This window comes from Paenibacillus aceti (assembly GCF_003614185.1).
Taxonomy (GTDB): domain Bacteria; phylum Bacillota; class Bacilli; order Paenibacillales; family Paenibacillaceae; genus Fontibacillus; species Fontibacillus aceti.
Window position 1 is genome coordinate 2,019,949 of record NZ_KZ987724.1, and the last position, 17,503, is coordinate 2,037,451.

The 17,503-nt window shown below is 49.9% G+C and carries 19 protein-coding genes; all 19 read right to left on the reverse strand.

From position 1 onward, the window contains the following. Positions 1 to 45: 45 nt before the first annotated feature. A complete protein-coding gene (spoIVB, locus tag BFJ94_RS08980) occupies positions 46 to 1,374 on the reverse strand; it encodes a SpoIVB peptidase (protein ID WP_120462353.1) in 1,329 nt (442 codons plus the stop codon). 112 nt (positions 1,375 to 1,486) lie between these two features. Further along, positions 1,487 to 3,211 carry a DNA repair protein RecN gene (gene recN / locus BFJ94_RS08985; RefSeq protein WP_120462354.1) on the reverse strand — a complete coding sequence of 575 codons (1,725 nt, stop codon included), beginning with the start codon at positions 3,209 to 3,211 and terminating at the stop codon, positions 1,487 to 1,489. 40 nt (positions 3,212 to 3,251) lie between these two features. Then, the gene (ahrC, locus tag BFJ94_RS08990) at positions 3,252 to 3,701 is read right to left on the reverse strand and encodes a transcriptional regulator AhrC/ArgR (RefSeq protein WP_120462355.1); all 450 of its coding nucleotides are present in this window, start codon (positions 3,699 to 3,701) and stop codon (positions 3,252 to 3,254) included. A 19-nt stretch (positions 3,702 to 3,720) separates the two neighbouring features. Then, a complete protein-coding gene (locus BFJ94_RS08995) occupies positions 3,721 to 4,203 on the reverse strand; it encodes a hypothetical protein (RefSeq protein ID WP_120462356.1) in 483 nt (160 codons plus the stop codon). 267 nt (positions 4,204 to 4,470) lie between these two features. Next, entirely contained in the window at positions 4,471 to 4,944 is a 474-nt protein-coding gene (tnpA, locus tag BFJ94_RS09000; RefSeq protein WP_120460925.1) for an IS200/IS605 family transposase, read from the reverse strand. Between the two features lie 154 nt (positions 4,945 to 5,098). Then, positions 5,099 to 5,941 carry a TlyA family RNA methyltransferase gene (locus BFJ94_RS09005; protein ID WP_120462357.1) on the reverse strand — a complete coding sequence of 281 codons (843 nt, stop codon included), beginning with the start codon at positions 5,939 to 5,941 and terminating at the stop codon, positions 5,099 to 5,101. A gap of 56 nt (positions 5,942 to 5,997) precedes the next feature. Beyond that, the gene (gene dxs / locus BFJ94_RS09010; RefSeq protein ID WP_120462358.1) at positions 5,998 to 7,899 is read right to left on the reverse strand and encodes a 1-deoxy-D-xylulose-5-phosphate synthase; all 1,902 of its coding nucleotides are present in this window, start codon (positions 7,897 to 7,899) and stop codon (positions 5,998 to 6,000) included. Between the two features lie 93 nt (positions 7,900 to 7,992). Continuing rightward, the gene (locus BFJ94_RS09015; RefSeq protein ID WP_120462359.1) at positions 7,993 to 8,895 is read right to left on the reverse strand and encodes a polyprenyl synthetase family protein; all 903 of its coding nucleotides are present in this window, start codon (positions 8,893 to 8,895) and stop codon (positions 7,993 to 7,995) included. Beyond that, entirely contained in the window at positions 8,888 to 9,142 is a 255-nt protein-coding gene (gene xseB / locus BFJ94_RS09020) for an exodeoxyribonuclease VII small subunit (protein WP_120462360.1), read from the reverse strand. The genes BFJ94_RS09015 and xseB overlap by 8 nt, the downstream gene beginning before the upstream one ends. Next, a complete protein-coding gene (gene xseA / locus BFJ94_RS09025) occupies positions 9,132 to 10,499 on the reverse strand; it encodes an exodeoxyribonuclease VII large subunit (RefSeq protein WP_120462361.1) in 1,368 nt (455 codons plus the stop codon). Before xseA ends, xseB begins: the two co-directional genes overlap by 11 nt. Before the next feature lie 241 nt (positions 10,500 to 10,740). Further along, positions 10,741 to 11,598 carry a bifunctional methylenetetrahydrofolate dehydrogenase/methenyltetrahydrofolate cyclohydrolase FolD gene (gene folD / locus BFJ94_RS09030; RefSeq protein ID WP_120462362.1) on the reverse strand — a complete coding sequence of 286 codons (858 nt, stop codon included), beginning with the start codon at positions 11,596 to 11,598 and terminating at the stop codon, positions 10,741 to 10,743. A 26-nt stretch (positions 11,599 to 11,624) separates the two neighbouring features. Beyond that, positions 11,625 to 12,074 (reverse strand): transcription antitermination factor NusB, encoded by a 450-nt coding sequence (gene nusB, locus BFJ94_RS09035; RefSeq protein ID WP_120462363.1) that lies wholly within the window; start codon positions 12,072 to 12,074, stop codon positions 11,625 to 11,627. A 221-nt stretch (positions 12,075 to 12,295) separates the two neighbouring features. Continuing rightward, entirely contained in the window at positions 12,296 to 12,529 is a 234-nt protein-coding gene (locus BFJ94_RS09040; protein WP_120462364.1) for a DUF2273 domain-containing protein, read from the reverse strand. An 11-nt stretch (positions 12,530 to 12,540) separates the two neighbouring features. Further along, entirely contained in the window at positions 12,541 to 13,080 is a 540-nt protein-coding gene (gene amaP, locus BFJ94_RS09045) for an alkaline shock response membrane anchor protein AmaP (RefSeq protein ID WP_120462365.1), read from the reverse strand. A gap of 115 nt (positions 13,081 to 13,195) precedes the next feature. Beyond that, positions 13,196 to 13,603: an Asp23/Gls24 family envelope stress response protein gene (locus BFJ94_RS09050; RefSeq protein ID WP_120462366.1), complete on the reverse strand. Its 408-nt coding sequence runs from the start codon at positions 13,601 to 13,603 to the stop codon at positions 13,196 to 13,198. Positions 13,604 to 13,716: 113 nt separating this feature from the next. Further along, on the reverse strand, positions 13,717 to 15,060 hold the full coding sequence (gene accC / locus BFJ94_RS09055) for an acetyl-CoA carboxylase biotin carboxylase subunit (RefSeq protein WP_120462367.1): 1,344 nt from the start codon (positions 15,058 to 15,060) through the stop codon (positions 13,717 to 13,719). A gap of 68 nt (positions 15,061 to 15,128) precedes the next feature. Then, on the reverse strand, positions 15,129 to 15,620 hold the full coding sequence (gene accB, locus BFJ94_RS09060; protein ID WP_120465169.1) for an acetyl-CoA carboxylase biotin carboxyl carrier protein: 492 nt from the start codon (positions 15,618 to 15,620) through the stop codon (positions 15,129 to 15,131). 161 nt (positions 15,621 to 15,781) lie between these two features. Continuing rightward, positions 15,782 to 16,579, reverse strand: coding sequence for a SpoIIIAH-like family protein (locus tag BFJ94_RS09065; RefSeq protein ID WP_120462368.1), 798 nt, complete (start codon positions 16,577 to 16,579; stop codon positions 15,782 to 15,784). Between the two features lie 266 nt (positions 16,580 to 16,845). Further along, on the reverse strand, positions 16,846 to 17,487 hold the full coding sequence (spoIIIAG, locus tag BFJ94_RS09070) for a stage III sporulation protein AG (protein ID WP_120462369.1): 642 nt from the start codon (positions 17,485 to 17,487) through the stop codon (positions 16,846 to 16,848). Between the last annotated feature and the right edge of the window lie 16 nt (positions 17,488 to 17,503).

Sequence of the window (17,503 nt, forward strand, 5' to 3'; positions counted from 1 at the left end):
CATCCCTCGCCGGCGACAATTTATTTAAACAAAAGATCCTAAGGCTTAGCTAGCCTTAAGATCCTGAAGAGTTGATTTATGGTTAAGAACTCCTGCATCCTGTAGCATCCACTCGATAAAGCAGCCATAGCCCGAACGCGGATCGTTCACAAAGACATGGGTCACTGCACCAATCAGTTTACCATTCTGGATAATCGGACTACCGCTCATCCCCTGTACGATCCCGCCAGTCTTCTCAATCAAACGGGAATCGGTAATTCGCAGCACTAATCCTTTGGTCTCTGGAGCACTCTGCCTGGATACATGGATGATTTCAACTTTAAATTTCTCCACCCGCTGGCCTTCGACTACTGTCAGAATTTCAGCCGGACCTTCTTTCACTTCCTCAGCAAAAGCGACGGGAATTCCATTCTTATATACACTATGTTCAGGATTCTCCGTCATCTTACCGAAAATGCCAAATGGAGTGTTTCGTTCAATCGTGCCGAGAGTTCTTCCTTCTTTGATAAAATGCGCTCTTTTCTCACCGGGTTCTCCGCTCTCGCTCTTGGAGATCGAGGTTACGCTGGACTGCAGAATTTGACCGCTGCCCACAACGATCGGTGTCTGAGTATTCATGTCTGTAATAACATGCCCCAGAGCCCCGTAAACACCTTTCTTCGGATCATAAAAGGTCAAAGTTCCCACGCCCGCTGCCGAATCACGGATATAGAGCCCTATCCTCCAGGAGCGATCCTCATTGTCAAAAGCGGGAGTTAATGTAGTGGTATAACTCCTGCCGCCACGCTTATAAGTAACCTGGATCGGCTGCTTGCTCTTGCCCGCCTGATCAGCAATGCCGGCGACATCCTTAACATCCTTCAGTTCAATTCCATTCAGATGTGTGATTAAATCCCCAATCTTCAAGCCAGCCACTTCTCCAGGGGACAGCTTCTCATTGTCAGTCGCCACCTGATGATGGCCGACGACCAGAATCCCAGCAGACTTCACTTTAACTCCAATTGTCTGCCCTCCGGGGATGACCTTCAAGTCGGGAATAACATTCACTTTCACGGTTTTGAGAGGAATTTGACCGAATAATTTCATGCGGATGTTGGCTTCACCGCTGCCTACAGAATCAAGCTTGAGCGGTTCGCCTAATGAGACAGTCATCGTAGGAACCGCCTGTCCATTCAGCGTAAGTACATCAGGCCGATCGATGCTGACAGAAGCTTGTACGGGCAAAGCTAAATGCAGCTGTGTCCCCTGCCCTTGGAACAATCGCAATTCATCAGGCAAATTGAAAGACTGTCCATTGGCTGCAGTGGCACCGAAAAAACATAAGAAAAAAGCAAATAAAAGACCGAGTAATCTCTTGGTGAGGTTCGGGTTCAATGGCTGTCACACTCCCTTAGCTTCTTCGCTTGACGAAAAGGTGGTCGCCAATTGCGTACCTATAAGATACCCCGGGGCAGGTCTTTTATTACTGTCAATCATTGTTCCGGCCTCAAATTGAATCCTTTTGGGCGACAGCCAGCTTCAGCATTTCCTGAGCATGATGCTGCGTCTTCTCAGTAATCTCCACACCGCCGAGCATACGTGCTAATTCATTCACACGACCGTCTTCGTTAAGCTCCTCAATCTGCGTCATCGTCCGGCCATCCGCAACAATCTTCTCAATTAAATATTGCCGCTCCGCCATACATGCCACTTGCGGAAGATGGGTAATGGAGAAAACCTGACAGGTTCTCGACAAACGGAAAAGCTTCTCCGCGATGGATTGGGCTGCCCGTCCGCTGACACCGGTATCCACTTCGTCAAAGATAAGCACGGGCACATGGTCATGGCGGGCGAAGATACTCTTAAGCGCGAGCATAATCCGTGACAGTTCCCCGCCAGAAGCGATCTTGCTAAGCGGTCGCAAGGGCTCTCCAGGATTCGCAGATATTAAAAATTCGGCATTATCGATACCTTGCTTACCCGGACGAATTTTCCGTCCATGCCATTCAACACCTTGAGCATCTTCATTCCAGGCCAGCCGCACCTCGAATGAGGTTCGTCCCATCTGCAGCTCCTTAAGCTCATTCTCGATTTGAACAGCCAGCTCATCGGCCCTCTTGCGGCGTTCTGCACTAAGCTTCTCAGCCACCTGGAACAACTGCTCTAACATCTGCTCACGTTGCGCCTCCAGCTTATCCAGTAATTCATCCTTATTCTCCAAGGTCTCGGTCTCACGGAGTATTTTATCGTAATAGGTCAGAATATCCTCTGAATTATCTCCATACTTACGCTTCAAGGTTGACAGTAAATCAAGCCGTTCCTCTACTTCCTCCAAACGCTCCGGATTAAACTCGATGTTATCCCGGTAAGTCCGTAGCCCGAAGGAGACATCCTCCAGCTGATAATACGCATTCTTCAATTGCTCCAGCATGGGCTCGATTCTGCGCGGATCGAAGCCTGTGACATCGCTGAGCTTGGCTATGGCCTTGGCTACAGCCTCCAGTCCCTGTTGACCATACAGCAAATCATATGCTTGAGAAACCGAGTCCATCATTTTCTCACTATGGGATAGCTTGTTCTTTTCCTCCAATAATAATTCATCTTCACCAGGTTTTAATCCGGCGGCAGCGATCTCTTCGATTTGAAATCGGTAAAGATCAAGCATCTGTAGCGCCTGCTGGCTAGTATTGCGAAGCTCATGATATTCTCTATCCACTTGAATATAAGCGGAATATGTATCCTGATATTTCGCCTTAATGGGACGGATTGTATCAGCACCATAAGCATCCAGCAGTTCAAGATGCTTCTCGGGCTTCAGCAATGTTCCATGCTCATGCTGTCCATGCAAATTAATCAACTGCTCGCCGACTTCGCGCAGCATGGACAAATTCACAAGCTGGCCGTTAATTCTGGCCGTACTCTTGCCTTGGGCGCTGATCTCTCGACGAATGATTAACAGTTCATCCGTGGCCGCGCTAATGCCAAAATCCGCAAGTGTCGTCCACACCGAATGCGCTGCAGGCAGATCGAAAGAAGCCTCCATCTCGGCCCGCTCACACCCATAACGAATCAGGTCCGCCGAGCCCCTGCCTCCAGCGATAAGACCAAGGGCATCTATAATAATTGACTTACCCGCTCCGGTCTCCCCAGTAAGAACATGAAACCCGGAATGAAACTTAACGTCAACAGCTTCCACCACCGCCAAGTTCCGAATCGATAAATGGACTAACAACGAACGACAACCCCTTCCCAATTAAAGCAATATTACGAAATCAGGAAATAAAGCCCATAATCTGATCGATTACATAATGGCTATAAGCTTCATCGCGACAGATCAGCAGGATGGTATCATCCCCACAGATCGTGCCCAGAAGATCAGGCCATTCCATATTATCAAGCAGAACTGCAACCGAATTAGCCGTCCCTGGCAAGCATTTGATGACGACCAGATTCCCCGTATGATCGATGCTTACAAAGCTGTCGACCAATGCACGCTGCAGCTTCTGAATCGGGTTATAGCGCTGTGCGGTCGGCAATGAATATTTATAACGCCCGTCATCCGTCGGAACCTTAATCAGCATTAGTTCCTTGATATCCCGCGATACGGTAGCTTGCGTGACCTGGAATCCAGATTCCCTAAGCGCTTCCACTAATTCATCTTGGGTCTCCACTTCCCGATTTGATATAATCTCTCTTATCTTAATATGTCGTTGACCTTTCATAAACATCCTCCATGTTCCTTCATTGGCTTATTTCATCCTCTTCGGATTCTCCTGCTGTCAAGGCGATCTCCCGTATGGCCCCCTGCTCCAGATCAATATACAATACTCCGGCGCAGTCCGGATACAACAGCAGAAAACTAAGAAAATCCTTACGCATGCCGCTGCCTGTCCATTCGATGGGTAATCGCTCGCGGGATGTTCTAACTATATAGAATTCCCCATTCTTGACGACAATATAGTCGATAAAAAGGCGGCTATGCAGAGCCTGATCATCAACTTTGAAGGTTAATGGAACCTTCAGCTTGTCGCTGACCACCTCATATCCTGCCTGTTCCAGCAAGTCAACCGCCGGATGCTCCAGAATCTCTTCATTCATCTCAAAACCAATACCTGATCTGAGCGTAAAGGGCTTGCGCACCCAAGAACGAAAAGTCCGGTAAATTAAATACAGAATAATTCCCGTAATCAGCAGCATTAACAGCCCGTCAGAGTAATCTCCCATCGAAATCACCTCAAGAAGATTAATTCGACGAATGAAGGCCAGCTCCTGTTCATGAAGGCAACATTTTATTCACCTTCTATTATAGGGAACGTCTGTTCTATTTTCAAGACATGCTTATCAAAAAAAATCATGACCACCCGTCCAACGGGTGGTTTGCACTTGGGGTATAACCCCCTGTTGCCAAACTGCGCCTAAAGACGCTAGCCTGACCACAAATCTGTTCAGGCTCAGTGTAATTTGTCACTTTCACTAACCAGTTAAACTGGTTTATTTCTTTTTGCTCCTGTTACTGCTAAACGGATCTTCGTACTCTTTTACACTCAACTTATCTATTGCTTGGTCATGTGCTTCTTGTTCACGAATGTATTTTGCTACGGTTGCTTCATTTAGGCCCACTGTACTTACATAATAGCCTTCTGCCCAAAATTTTCGATTCCCATATTTATACTTTAGTTGCGCGTGCTTTTCAAAGATCATTAGCGAACTTTTCCCCTTCAGATATCCCATGAATGTGGACACGGCTATCTTTGGGGGGATCGCTACCAGCATGTGTACATGATCTGGCATCATATGACCTTCCAGGATGTCCACTCCCTTATACTTACATAAACGTTTGAAAATTTCGATTAAGTCTTTCCTCACTTGATTATAGATCTCTTTCCGTCTATACTTCGGGGTGAACACAATGTGGTATTTGCACATCCACTTCGTGTGAGCTAGACTATAGCTCTTGTTTGCCATCTAAGACCATTCCTTTCAATTGAGCCTGAACATCTCAATTCTATCGGGATGGTCTTATTGGTCAAACCCTCGATCCCTCCACCCGCATAGCGGGTGGTTTTTTGTTTCGCGCGTTTCACGCACTCAACTGGCTAAAGCCATAATGAAAAACCCGTCATTTCGACGGGTTCACACTGAATATGGCACCAGCTTCCTCTACAACCTGACGCACAAGCTTGGAAATCGCCGCTGAATCAACCTCAGCAGCCCGTTCCTCCTCCAGGCGAAAATGCGCCAAAAATTCCACATTTCCCTCTCCACCCGTGATCGGCGAGAACGTTAAGCCCTGAAGCTTGAACCCAAGACTTAGTGCTTCCTCCAGTACCTGCTCCAGCACCTCAATATGAACCTTCGGATCACGCACAACTCCGGATTTGCCAACCTTCTCGCGACCGGCTTCAAACTGAGGCTTAATCAATGCGGCAATGTCTGCCGGACGCTGAAGCAGCTGCAGCAGTGGCGGTAAAATAATTTTGAGGGAAATAAAGGAAACATCAATGCTAGCGAAGTCAGGGGCAGGTCCATCCAGATCTTCCGGGGTCATGTACCTGAAGTTGGTTCGTTCCTTGACATTCACCCTGGCATCATTACGCAGCGACCAATCGAGCTGATTGTAGCCTACATCAATGGCATATACATAGCTGGCCCCGTTCTGCAGAGCGCAGTCGGTGAAACCGCCTGTTGAAGAACCGATATCGAGCATGACCCGGTCCTTCATATCGATCTGGAACCATTTCAGCGCCTTCTCGAGCTTCAAACCACCGCGCCCGACATAAGGATGAACAGCTCCCTTTACCGACAGTGCCGTATCCCTGGGAATCTTCGTGCCTGCTTTCTCAAGCCGCTCCGTTCCGCTATATACTAGGCCTGCCATGATGGCTGCCTTTGCTTTTTCCCTACTATCAAAATACCCCTGCTCCACCAGCAGGACATCTATTCTTTCCTTAGAAACAGACATGTAATTCTCCTGACTGAAACAATCTCATCAGCACAAAGTTGGATCATCTTCCATTGTTACTGATTTTTCTGCGTATATGCAAATTTCTGAGCGGCTCTGAAGCCTCTAATATTCTCCACCAGCTTATCGGCGGTCAAGCCGACCTCCCTTAGCTGATCCTTGACACTGCCATGCTCGATGAACCGGTCAGGGATGCCCATTAAGCTGATGTCTAGTCCAGCGATCCCTTGCTCGGCATAAAACTCAAGTATAGCGCTGCCCAAACTACCAGCCACGCTGGCTTCTTCCATCACGATCATCTGTCTATTGTATTTGGCCAATTGCAGCAGCATCTTCTCATCCAGCGGCTTAATAAAGCGCGCATTGATAATATTCAGATAGATGCCGTCCCGCTTCAAAGTAGTCGCCGCTTCTTCAGCCACTTGGACCATAGGACCGACTGCGATGACGATAGGTCCCTCTCCTTCGCGTACTGTCTCCCAAGTACCGATCGGAATCGGTGCCAGCACTTCATCAAGCTGCACACCTGGTACGCTGCTCCTTGGATAGCGGTAAGCAATAGGTCCGTCATTATATTCTAACGCTGTCTTCATCATATGACGCAGCTCATTCTCATCCTTCGGCATCATCACCACAATATTCGGGATATGACGCAGGAACGCGATATCAAATACCCCTTGATGCGTCTCGCCATCAGCACCGACAAAGCCTGCGCGGTCAATGGCGATCATGACATTCGCATTCTGACGGCAAATATCATGCACAATCTGATCATAGGAGCGCTGCATAAATGTCGAATAAACTGCGAATACAGGCTTCAAGCCCTCCATAGCCAGCGCAGCACACATCGTCGCCGCATGCTGTTCAGCAATTCCGACATCGATCATTCGATCAGGGAAATGCTTGGAGAATTTAATCAGACCTGAACCGCTCGGCATCGCCGGAGTAACAGCGACAATCCGCTTATCCTCTTCGCCCAGCTCGATCAGGGTCTGGCCGAAGACATCGGTATAAGTGGGATTCCCCACCGCCTTCAATACTTGACCGGACTCAATTTTGTATGGGCTAATCCCATGCCATTTGATCGAATCCTTCTCCGCTGGCGTATAGCCCTTACCCTTTGTTGTTAAGACATGGACAAGTACAGGACCCTTCACATTATTGGCCTGGGTAAATGCTTCGATCAAGCCTTCTACATCATGTCCGTCTACCGGCCCCAAATATTTAAATCCGAGCTCCTCGAACAATATGCCGGGAACCATCATATATTTCAGACTATCTTTAACTCTCTCCGCCGTCTTGGCTAACTTTCCGCCGATGGCCGGGATTTTCTTAAGCAACTGCTCAACCTCGTCCTTGGCCCGCAAATAATTGCGATCCGAACGAATTTTCGTCAGATAGTTATGCACCGCACCAACATTCGGAGCGATCGACATTTCATTGTCATTTAGAATAACCATCATATTCTTCTGCTCATGACCGATATGGTTCAACGCTTCGAACGCCATTCCTCCGGTCAGAGCGCCGTCGCCGATAATCGCGACGACCTGATTGTCCTCGCCCTTCAAATCCCGGGCCAGGGCCATCCCCATGGCAGCGGACAGCGAAGTGCTGCTGTGTCCCGCCTCCCATACGTCATGCTCGCTCTCGCAGCGCTTTACAAAACCGCACAAGCCGTTATGCTGACGCAGGCTGTCGAATCGATCCATCCGGCCTGTTAATATTTTGTGGACATATGCCTGATGGCCTACGTCAAAAATAAATTTATCTCGTGGACTGTTGTAGCAATAATGAAGAGCGATCGTCAACTCAACTACACCCAAATTGGATGCCAGATGCCCGCCGGTCACCGACAGCTTCTCAATCAGAAATTGTCGAACCTCTTCAGCCAAAATCGGCAGCTCATCTACAGTTAACTTCTTCAGATCGCTCGGATCATTTATTTGCGAAAGCAGCATTACTCTTCCCCGCTTCCTTCATGGATTTCTCACTATTGATAATAGTCTACATTATATCACACGATTGACGAATTAATGAAACAAACCTGCAATTTAATGATCTCTGCGCAGCAAATAATCCGCAATCTCCAACAGCATTTCAGGCTTGGTAATCAAGCCTCCCGACACCGTCTGCTTGGCTTCCTCAGTAAGCCGCTGCATCTCTGCCCGTGAGGCCTCCAGCCCGATGAAGTAAGGATAAGTGACCTTCTGCTGCTTGACATCGCTCTGCGTCCGCTTGCCAAGCTTGCCTTCATCCCCGACAAGATCGAGGATGTCATCCTGGATTTGGAAGGCCAGACCGATGTTGCGCCCGTAGGTCTCCAGCGCTTCGAGCTGAGCTGCCGAAGCTCCAGCGATCCGTCCGCCTGCCTTGAGACAGAATACGATCAAATCTCCGGTTTTATGCTTATGAATATATTGCAACTGCTCCAGACTGGTGAGTCCCTGTTCGCCTTCCATATCGGCAGCTTGTCCGCCGACCATGCCGGCAGGCCCGGCAAACAGCGACAGTTCCTCCACGATCGAGAGCACGGCCTCGGCCGGAATCCCATGCTTGCGCTGGGCCTCAACAACACTGTAAAAAGCATGAGTCAACAGCCCGTCCCCGCCCAAAATCGCCATCGCTTCACCAAACACCTTATGATTGGTAGGCTTGCCGCGCCGGAAATCATCATCGTCCATCGCTGGCAGATCATCATGAACCAGGGAATAGGTATGTACCATTTCTACGGCACAGGCCACGGGCAGAGCCGCCTCGCGGCTTCCGCCCAGCGCCTCCGCCGCAGTGATGACAAGCAGCGGACGAAGCCGCTTGCCCCCAGCCATCAGGGAATACTGCATCGATTCCCGCAAATTCACGGGAATATCCCAATCCGCCGGGAAGATCGTCTGCAAGCGGGAGGTGACCAGACCGGAAATTTCTTCGATATATTGTGTGATCAACGTGTTAGCCAAGCGTCTCGCTCTCCTCTGTCTGCGGAATGAACGGCTGCTTTCTCATCTCGCCGTCCTCCTCCACAATCATCTCGATTTTGCGTTCTACCTGGGCCAGCTTCTGGCCGCATAATTGCGACAACTGCATCCCTTGCTGGAACAGATCGATCGCTTTCTCCAACGGAACATCGCCATGCTCCAGCTGATTCACGATCGTCTCCAATTGATTCATCGCTTCCTCGAAGCTCATTTCCTGTTTATCTGCCATGATCGTCCTCATCTCCTTCCCGTCTCATGCCCCAAACCTGGCAATCGAGCTCGCCATCGGTTACCTTCACCTTCACCATATCTCCCGGTTCAACATCATTCAAAGACTTGATTATCGATTCATGCTGTTCATCATAGACCAAGCTATAGCCCCGAGCCATCACCTTCAACGGACTGAGCGCATCCAATTGGCGTATGCCCGCCTGAAGCCGCTGCGTATTCTCCTTAAGCAGCCGGGTCATCGCCTGCCGGAGCTGCCGCTCCATCTCACTCTGCCTGCGCGCAGCGAAGATCAGAGTCTCCTGTGGGTGATAACGAAGCAGGCGTCCGCTCAGGCGGTCATGCGCGCTGGCCGCCAGCTCCTTGCGAGCCGACGCGCGCGCCTTGAGGCGCGTCGTCAGCATGTCCAGCCGCTCTGCGTGCTGGAACAGACTGCGGCGCGGCTGCAGCAGCGCCGGCGAATTGGCCAGGCGGCGCAAGCGCTCGCCCGCCTGGGCCAGCTGGTGCTGCAGGCTGCGCTGCAGCACGCGCTCGCATTGGCCGAGCTGAGCCTTCAGCTCGGCGCGGTGCGGCACGGCGAGCTCTGCCGCCGCAGTGGGCGTTGCCGCGCGCAGGTCGCTGACGAAATCGGCGATCGTGAAATCCGTCTCGTGGCCTACGGCCGAGATGACCGGGATTTCCGAGGCGTAGATCGCCCGCGCGACCTGCTCCTCATTGAACGCCCACAGCTCCTCGAGCGAGCCGCCACCCCGGCCGACGATCAAGACGTCGGCCTCACCCATCCTGTTCAGCGTGCGAATCGCTTTCACAATGGAAGGGGCCGCTGCCTTGCCCTGCACCAGCACCGGATATAAGACGACCGCTGCCTGCGGATAGCGGCGCCCGAGCGTCGTAAGAATATCACGCACGGCCGCTCCGGTAGGCGAAGTAATAACTCCGATCACCCGCGGATAGCGCGGAATCGGCCGCTTGCGTTCCGAAGCGAACAGCCCCTCCGTCTCCAGCTTGCCCTTCAGCTGCTCATAGGCGAGATATAGACTGCCGATCCCGTCCGGTTGCATATGTGTCGCGTAGAATTGGTACTGCCCGTCCCGCTCATAGACAGATACATTGCCGCGGGCAATGACCCGGGCACCTTCCTTCGGAATGAAGGGCAGCCGCTGGTTATGCGAAGCGAACATAATCGTCCGGATCCTACTGTCCTTATCCTTCAGGGTAAAATACATATGTCCGCTGGAGTGATGTGTGAAATTCGATATTTCCCCGCGAATCCACACGTCCCGCAGCAAGGAGTCCGATTCCAGCTTCATACGAATATAACGATTCAGTTCCTTGATCGATAAAATACGCTGCTCCATAGGAAGGACCTCCCCCTTTCCAGCCTGAGATCACCTCTAACGATACGCAGTATCTCTATTTTACCCAAAAAAGGCTCCGCAAAATGGCAACGAAACAGAGTACCGCTATCTGGGCGATTCAGAAGCTTTAAGCTCGCTTTTCCTTGAATAGCGATATGGTGTTTTCGTTTGATTTCATTTACGGCTATTTTTGATAAAATAACAATCTGCTGTTTCGTTAGAGATTGAAGCGAATGGTCTATTAAGCCAACCCAGCTAACCGCTTGGCGGCAATCAGCGTATTATGCATCAGCATCGTAATGGTCATAGGTCCAACTCCGCCTGGAACCGGAGTGATCGGCCCGGAAATCTCCTTGACACTCTCGAAATCCACATCTCCAGCCAACTTGCCATTATCAAGTCGATTCATGCCTACGTCAATCACTACTGCCCCCGGTTTAACATAAGAAGCGTCCACGAAGTTAGCTCTGCCGATCGCTACGACGAGAATATCCGCCTGCTTCGTGATTTCCTTCATATTCGCCGTGCGGGAATGACACATTGTAACCGTCGCGTTCTCCCGCTGCAGCAGCAAGGATACCGGCTTCCCGACGATATTACTGCGACCGATAACAACAGCATGCTTGCCAGACATTTCGATGCCTGTGCGCTTGATCAATTCGATCACGCCTGCCGGAGTGCAAGGAAGCAGACTATCATCGCCGATGACCAAATTGCCGACATTGACCGGATGGAAGCCATCCACATCCTTCTCTACAGCAATCGCGTTGATAACAGACTTCTCATCAATATGCTTCGGCAGAGGCAATTGTACAAGAATCCCGTGAATATCGGCTTGCTGATTCAGCTTTTCTACCAGCGCCAGTAGTTCCTCCTGAGATGTAGAGGCAGGCAGACGATGAACCTCAGAATAGTAGCCTAGATCGTGGCAAGCTTTCTCTTTATTGCGGACATATACTTGCGAGGCAGGGTCCTCACCGACAAGAATAACCGCCAGACCCGGTGTCAAACCTTGCTTCACCAGAGACTCAACTTCCTGGCGCAAATTCCCGCGAATCTCTTCGGATACTTGTTTACCGCTAATAATTGGTGCTGTCATCTATCTATCTCCTTTTCCACGCAATACTATAATTTCTGTTTAATCTGATCAATCTCGTGAACCATCTTGCCCAGTACGCCATTGACAAATTTACCGGACTCGCCAGTTCCGAAATGCTTGGCCACCTCGATCGCCTCATTCACAGCTACCTTGCCAGGTACATCATCGCGATAGACCATCTCGAAGACAGCAAGCCGCAGCACTTGACGATCCACCTTGGATAAGCGGCTAACTTGCCAGCCCTTCAGATACTCGGTTAGAACGCGGTCGATATCTTCCTTCCGGCTCCAGGTTCCCTTGACCAGCTCAAGCACGAAGGTCTCCGCTTCATCCACATTAGTGATTTTCACTTCGCCTTCGTTCTCCCCAGTGGCTTCAGCGATCAGCATGCGCACCGCTTCTTCCGCTTCTACCTCATTCATTTCCATATGATACAGACTTTGTACGGCAATTTCTCTTGCTAGTCGACGTTTCATGTATTTCCTCCTTGATTAATGGCCTCCTTCTCCCCAGCTTTGCCAAGGAGAGCGATCAGCCTCATATCCTGCATATCCCTAGATTTATTATGAACTAAATTACAACCGATTCTCATTATATTTCTTATAATCTTCTCATTCAAACAAAAAAAACCTGTGACGTGCTTTCTCCACAAAAAATAATACACAAACTCTTTTCCGGAGAAAACATATCACAGGAATCATTTAAAAGGGCGCCAGCGCGTATCCAGCCATTCTCTTACTTCTTTCCACGGAATAAGCGGACCTTCATCTAAATCTTTGTATTTGCCGAGCGTATAGCCTACAAATAACAGAAGCGCGCAGAATAACATATTCCAAAATCCGAAAAACAGATAGATCGGGCATAGAAACAAAGCCGACGCTACACCCAGTAGCCGTCCCTTATGACTCTCCCATAATTGCTTCCAGAACACAGCCACTCCCCCTATTCGACCCGACTTTTAATAACAGGTGAATGGACAAGGTTAGCTATATACACTGAAACATAGGCTACCGGAATACCTGTAATCTCCTCCACGTGATCGTGGACTTGCTTCTGCACTTCCTCAGTCATAGCCGGTATCGACGATTCACCATCAACGACAGCTCGAATCATAATCTCCAGACCCGACTCCGCGATCCGAATTCTCGTCTTGACCTCTCTAACCCCGCGCACCCGTGAAGCTGCCTTGTAGGACAGGTTCTCGATCGTATCGACGGAGATTTGAATATCCCCATAGTCCGTACGCTGATCAATCGAGGATTGATGATTGCGCTCGCGGCGCACAGAGATGTAGAAGAAACGGATGCTGAGCAAGATCAGTACAGCAGCCACCACTATGGATGATATCAACAGGGTGTGCCCTTGCTCTTTATTAAGGGTTAATGTGTACGAGCCAGTCATTAGTAGAATAGATAGTATAGATAATACTCCAACAACTAAGCTGTAAATGAGCAGCAAGATTCTGTCCAAAATTTTGGCCACGACAGGAATAGCCTCCTTCTCAGTGCTGAAAACCGACCTTTTCGAACACACTTTCATATACAAAAAAATTATAGTAAACCCCTGACACATACGGTCGGGGGTTCGTTACTTGATATTATTTCACCCTGTGGTTAGGCTCTACTTCCTCAGGTTTCTCGGCTGCCTTGAAAATAACATCGTGAATCTGAACGTTCACCTCAATCACCGTCAGACCGGTCATCGTCTCGATCGAACGCTTCACATTACGTTGAATTTCAGTAGCAACCTCCGGAATACGGTTACCATATTCCACGATTACGGATACGTCAACAGCCGCTTCACGCTGGCCAACTTCCACCTTAACGCCTTTGGATAAATTCTTCTTGCCAAGCAATTCGGCAATGCCTCCAGCAAATCCACCGCTCATGCCGGCGACGCCCTTCACTTCAACTGTAGCAAGTCCCGCAATGACCTCAAGGACTTCTGGTGCAATTTGAATCTCGCCAATCTCAGTCCGTTCGAACTCCGTAGGCAATGCACTCATTCTATTCATCCACCTCTCAATAAGTCTTGCGCTATTCTCTAAGTCTTAGAAACTGCGCACTTATTATACATACTATATCATTTCAAGAACATTATGACAAACTCGGTTCCGAACTAAATCTCGTGTTCTTCCAGAAATTTAATATCAAAGTCACCGCGGCTAAATAGCGGATGCTCCAGCAGCTTCTGGTGAAAAGGAATGGTCGTATGAATCCCTTCGATCACGAATTCAGACAGAGCCCGTCTCATCTTGGCAATCGCTTCTTCACGGGTCGGAGCCCATACAATCAGCTTGGCGATCATCGAATCATAATGCGGCGAGATCAAATAACCCGGGTAAGCGGCGCTATCGATCCGCACTCCTGGGCCACCCGGCGCCAGGTAAAAGCCGATTTTGCCGGGAGATGGCATGAAGTTGCGCGACGGGTCCTCGGCATTAATCCGGCATTCGATCGCCCAGCCATTCAATATGACATCTTCCTGTGTGAAAGAGAGCGGATTCCCCTCAGCCACGGAGATCATTTCCTGGATCAGATCGATCCCGGTAATCATTTCGGTCACGGGATGCTCGACTTGAATCCGCGTGTTCATCTCCATGAAGTAGAATTGTCCGTCAGGACCGAGCAGGAATTCCAGCGTGCCCGCCCCGGAGTAATCCACGGCAAGCGCAGCTCTCACTGCTGCCTCTCCCATTTCTACGCGCTTCTCGGCAGACAATACCGGGCAAGGCGCTTCCTCTACGAGCTTCTGACGGCGGCGCTGTATGGAACAGTCACGCTCGCCCAAATAGACGGCATTACCATGCTTATCGGCCATAATCTGGATCTCCACATGCTTCATGCCTGTCAAATATTTCTCCAAATAGACGCCAGCATTGCCGAAGGCCTTCTCCGCCTCCTGCTGTGCGGTCGTAATCTGCTGGATCAAGGATGCCTCATCTTCAGCGATGCGGATACCCTTGCCGCCTCCGCCGGCGGTTGCCTTGATAATGACCGGATAACCGATATCGCGGGCGATCATCACAGCTTCCTCTACATCCTCGATGAGACCGTCCGAGCCGGGAATCACCGGAACCTTCGCATTCTTCATCGTCTGCTTGGCCACCGATTTATCTCCCATTCGAGTGATGGCATCCGGGGATGGTCCGATAAAGGCCATATTACAGGAGCTGCAGATCTCCGCGAAATCCGCATTCTCTGCCAGGAAGCCATAGCCTGGGTGGATCGCATCACACTCGGTCAGGGTAGCTACGCTCATCAGATTGGTCAGATTTAAATAGCTGTCCTTCGAGGCCGTAGGTCCGATGCAATAAGCTTCATCCGCCATGCGGACATGCAGGGACTCCTTGTCTGCCTCAGAATATACAGCTACTGTTGATATACCTAGCTCGCGGCATGCGCGAATGATTCGAACCGCAATCTCTCCGCGATTCGCGATTAATACTTTATTAAATTTCACAGTCTTCCATCCTCCTTGGAAAAGCTAGCTGACACACCTATAGACTACAAGGTGCAAGTGGGCCGCATTTACTCAGGCTTCACCAAAAAGAGAGGCTGTCCATATTCCACTAGCTGTCCGTTCTCAACTAAAACATCGGTGATTTGACCCTTAACTTCGGCCTCCAGCTCATTCATCAGCTTCATCGCTTCGATGATGCAGACGACGGTCTTTTCCCCAACCCGGTCTCCAATGTTGACATAAGGATTGGCGTCCGGGGATGAAGCGCGATAGAAAGTTCCTACCATCGGCGACACAATGGTATGTAGATTAGGATCCTGCTCAGCCGGTTGGGCTGGAGCCTGCTCACCGGAGGCCGGAATGCCCGCAGCAGGGCTGATGGACATTGCTCCCACCGATTGAACTACAGCGGATTCGGCAACGGGCTGAACATGCACCACTTCACTCTTGCCTGGTTTACGGATGCAAAGTCTGGAGCCTTCATTCTCAAGCTCTAATTCATGTACGGACGTCTTGTCCACCAATTCAATCAATTCTTTGATCTCATCCAAATTAAACATCATCTTCATTATCACTCCTTCAGCTTCGCAAAGCCTTGGCCTTATTCAGCATTTAACTTTATGTATTATATCACAATCAATCAAAATGGAAAGAGTCCAGGCTCCCCTGGACTCTCCCGGCATCATCTGTAGAAATTTGCGGGATTTTGCCGTTTTTTCGCTTATTTCGTCACGTATTGAACGCTTACTTTATCCTGGGAAATGCCCAGTTCCTTGATGACCAGATCCATGATGCTGACAGCATCCTTGGCTTCCAGCTTCTCACTGGCGACGAGCACTTGATAGTTATCGCCATTTTCAGCTACCACCGCATTGGAATATTTCTGTTGCAGCTTCTCCTCGATGTCGTAAATTTTATCTGCTTTCTCCTCAAGCGCACTGAGCTCCTGCTGAGCCATCGCTGCTTCTTCCAGCGGTTTGGATTCATCATTGATGATCTTCATCAGCTGATCGTACTTTTTATTGTTGCTGTCATTACGCTGAAATTGATAAGCCGTCAAGTTGTCGAGTCCGGTAGTCCCTTGCGACTCCAATTGCTTCAATACGTCTTCATCGCTTGAATTTTCCTTGGCCGAGCTGTCTTTCGTCGATTTATCGTCTTTATGATCCGGCTGCTGGCCTTTGTCATTCTCCTTGCCCTGCGGAGCAGGCTCCTGTCCATCATCGGCGGCGTCGCCCTTAGTAGCATCGTCAGCGATGGTTCCGGCGGCCTTCTCGTCTGCGGCAAGCTTGTCATCCTCCGTCTGTCCCGGCTCCACTTCAGTAACGAGCATATCATCCATATCTTCTGTAGTATCCAGCCCACCTGCTGCATCTGTTTTGCTATCCAGCGTCGCTACTTGGCCATCCGGATTCTTTCCTTTCGTCGAGCTGTCCTCGGTGAATAAATAATAGGCGGACAAGATCACCATCAAGCTAAGCATAGATACGAGCCATATCGTCTGTCTTTTCGATTTCATACTTTAATTCCTCCTAAACATTTTTTATAGAAAATAGGACAAATCTACTTTGCAATCAAAAGCAACTACTTGAACTTCCTCTATTCAAATCGTTGTTCAAAAAAGTTGGTTTTCAGTACCGAGAAGCTTGGATGAAGCTAGGCATGAGGAGCGCAGCGTACGTTGTTTGTACGTGAGCACCGGAAGGCCTAGCTGAATTCAAGATTCGACGCCGAGTTCACTCCCAGAGATGCTTCGTAATCAAAAGCGACTTTTTTTGACTTCCCCTACTGGGATTGTTTGCGAGGGACGACGGATATACGATAGGCCGGCACATTCAACCCCTTCTCCACCGCATCGACAATCAACCCCTTCACGGTCTTATTCTCGGCACCTTTCGCGACGATTAATACCCCGCGCACCTTGGGCTTGATTTTCTTCGTAACGATCGGCTGCTCATTGCCCCCAGCTTCATAGGTCATAATCTGTCCATCTCGCGTGTATTGCGTGACGTGGCGCTTGCCGCCATCCTTATCCGTCTCCTCGGTCAGCTCCTGTGTATCCTTGACATTGCGCTGCACGACGACCTCCTCGGTGGAGTCTACAGTAACCAGCACATCGACTGCGCCAACTCCCACGATTTTCTCCAGGATCTCCTTCGTCTTGTTTTCCAGCGAAAATTCAATCTCGGCAAAAGGTCCTTCACCAGCACCCCCGGGTATTACCGGAGCGGATACATTCTGCGATGCTGGTGGTTCTCTCCCCTCACCTCCAGTATCAATCTGCTTCACATTGACAAAGGAATATAGCAGCATCAGCGCCAGTCCGACCAGCCCAAGAATCAGTACGAGACGGAAGGTCTGAGTTCTCTTCTTGCCATCTGCTCCCTTGCCGAGCCATTGCTCCAATTTCTTAAACCATCCGGGCACCCGCTTCACCCCCCAC

Bases quoted from the DNA above. Each gene is read 5' to 3' on its own strand.
- ahrC (WP_120462355.1), bottom strand. From the start codon at position 3,701: ATGAAAGGTCAACGACATATTAAGATAAGAGAGATTATATCAAATCGG.
- BFJ94_RS08995 (WP_120462356.1), bottom strand. From the start codon at position 4,203: ATGGGAGATTACTCTGACGGGCTGTTAATGCTGCTGATTACGGGAATT.
- tnpA (WP_120460925.1), bottom strand. From the start codon at position 4,944: ATGGCAAACAAGAGCTATAGTCTAGCTCACACGAAGTGGATGTGCAAA.
- BFJ94_RS09005 (WP_120462357.1), bottom strand. From the start codon at position 5,941: ATGTCTGTTTCTAAGGAAAGAATAGATGTCCTGCTGGTGGAGCAGGGG.
- dxs (WP_120462358.1), bottom strand. From the start codon at position 7,899: ATGCTGCTTTCGCAAATAAATGATCCGAGCGATCTGAAGAAGTTAACT.
- xseB (WP_120462360.1), bottom strand. From the start codon at position 9,142: ATGGCAGATAAACAGGAAATGAGCTTCGAGGAAGCGATGAATCAATTG.
- xseA (WP_120462361.1), bottom strand. From the start codon at position 10,499: ATGGAGCAGCGTATTTTATCGATCAAGGAACTGAATCGTTATATTCGT.
- folD (WP_120462362.1), bottom strand. From the start codon at position 11,598: ATGACAGCACCAATTATTAGCGGTAAACAAGTATCCGAAGAGATTCGC.
- nusB (WP_120462363.1), bottom strand. From the start codon at position 12,074: ATGAAACGTCGACTAGCAAGAGAAATTGCCGTACAAAGTCTGTATCAT.
- BFJ94_RS09050 (WP_120462366.1), bottom strand. From the start codon at position 13,603: ATGAGTGCATTGCCTACGGAGTTCGAACGGACTGAGATTGGCGAGATT.
- accB (WP_120465169.1), bottom strand. From the start codon at position 15,620: ATGTTTAATTTGGATGAGATCAAAGAATTGATTGAATTGGTGGACAAG.
- BFJ94_RS09065 (WP_120462368.1), bottom strand. From the start codon at position 16,579: ATGAAATCGAAAAGACAGACGATATGGCTCGTATCTATGCTTAGCTTG.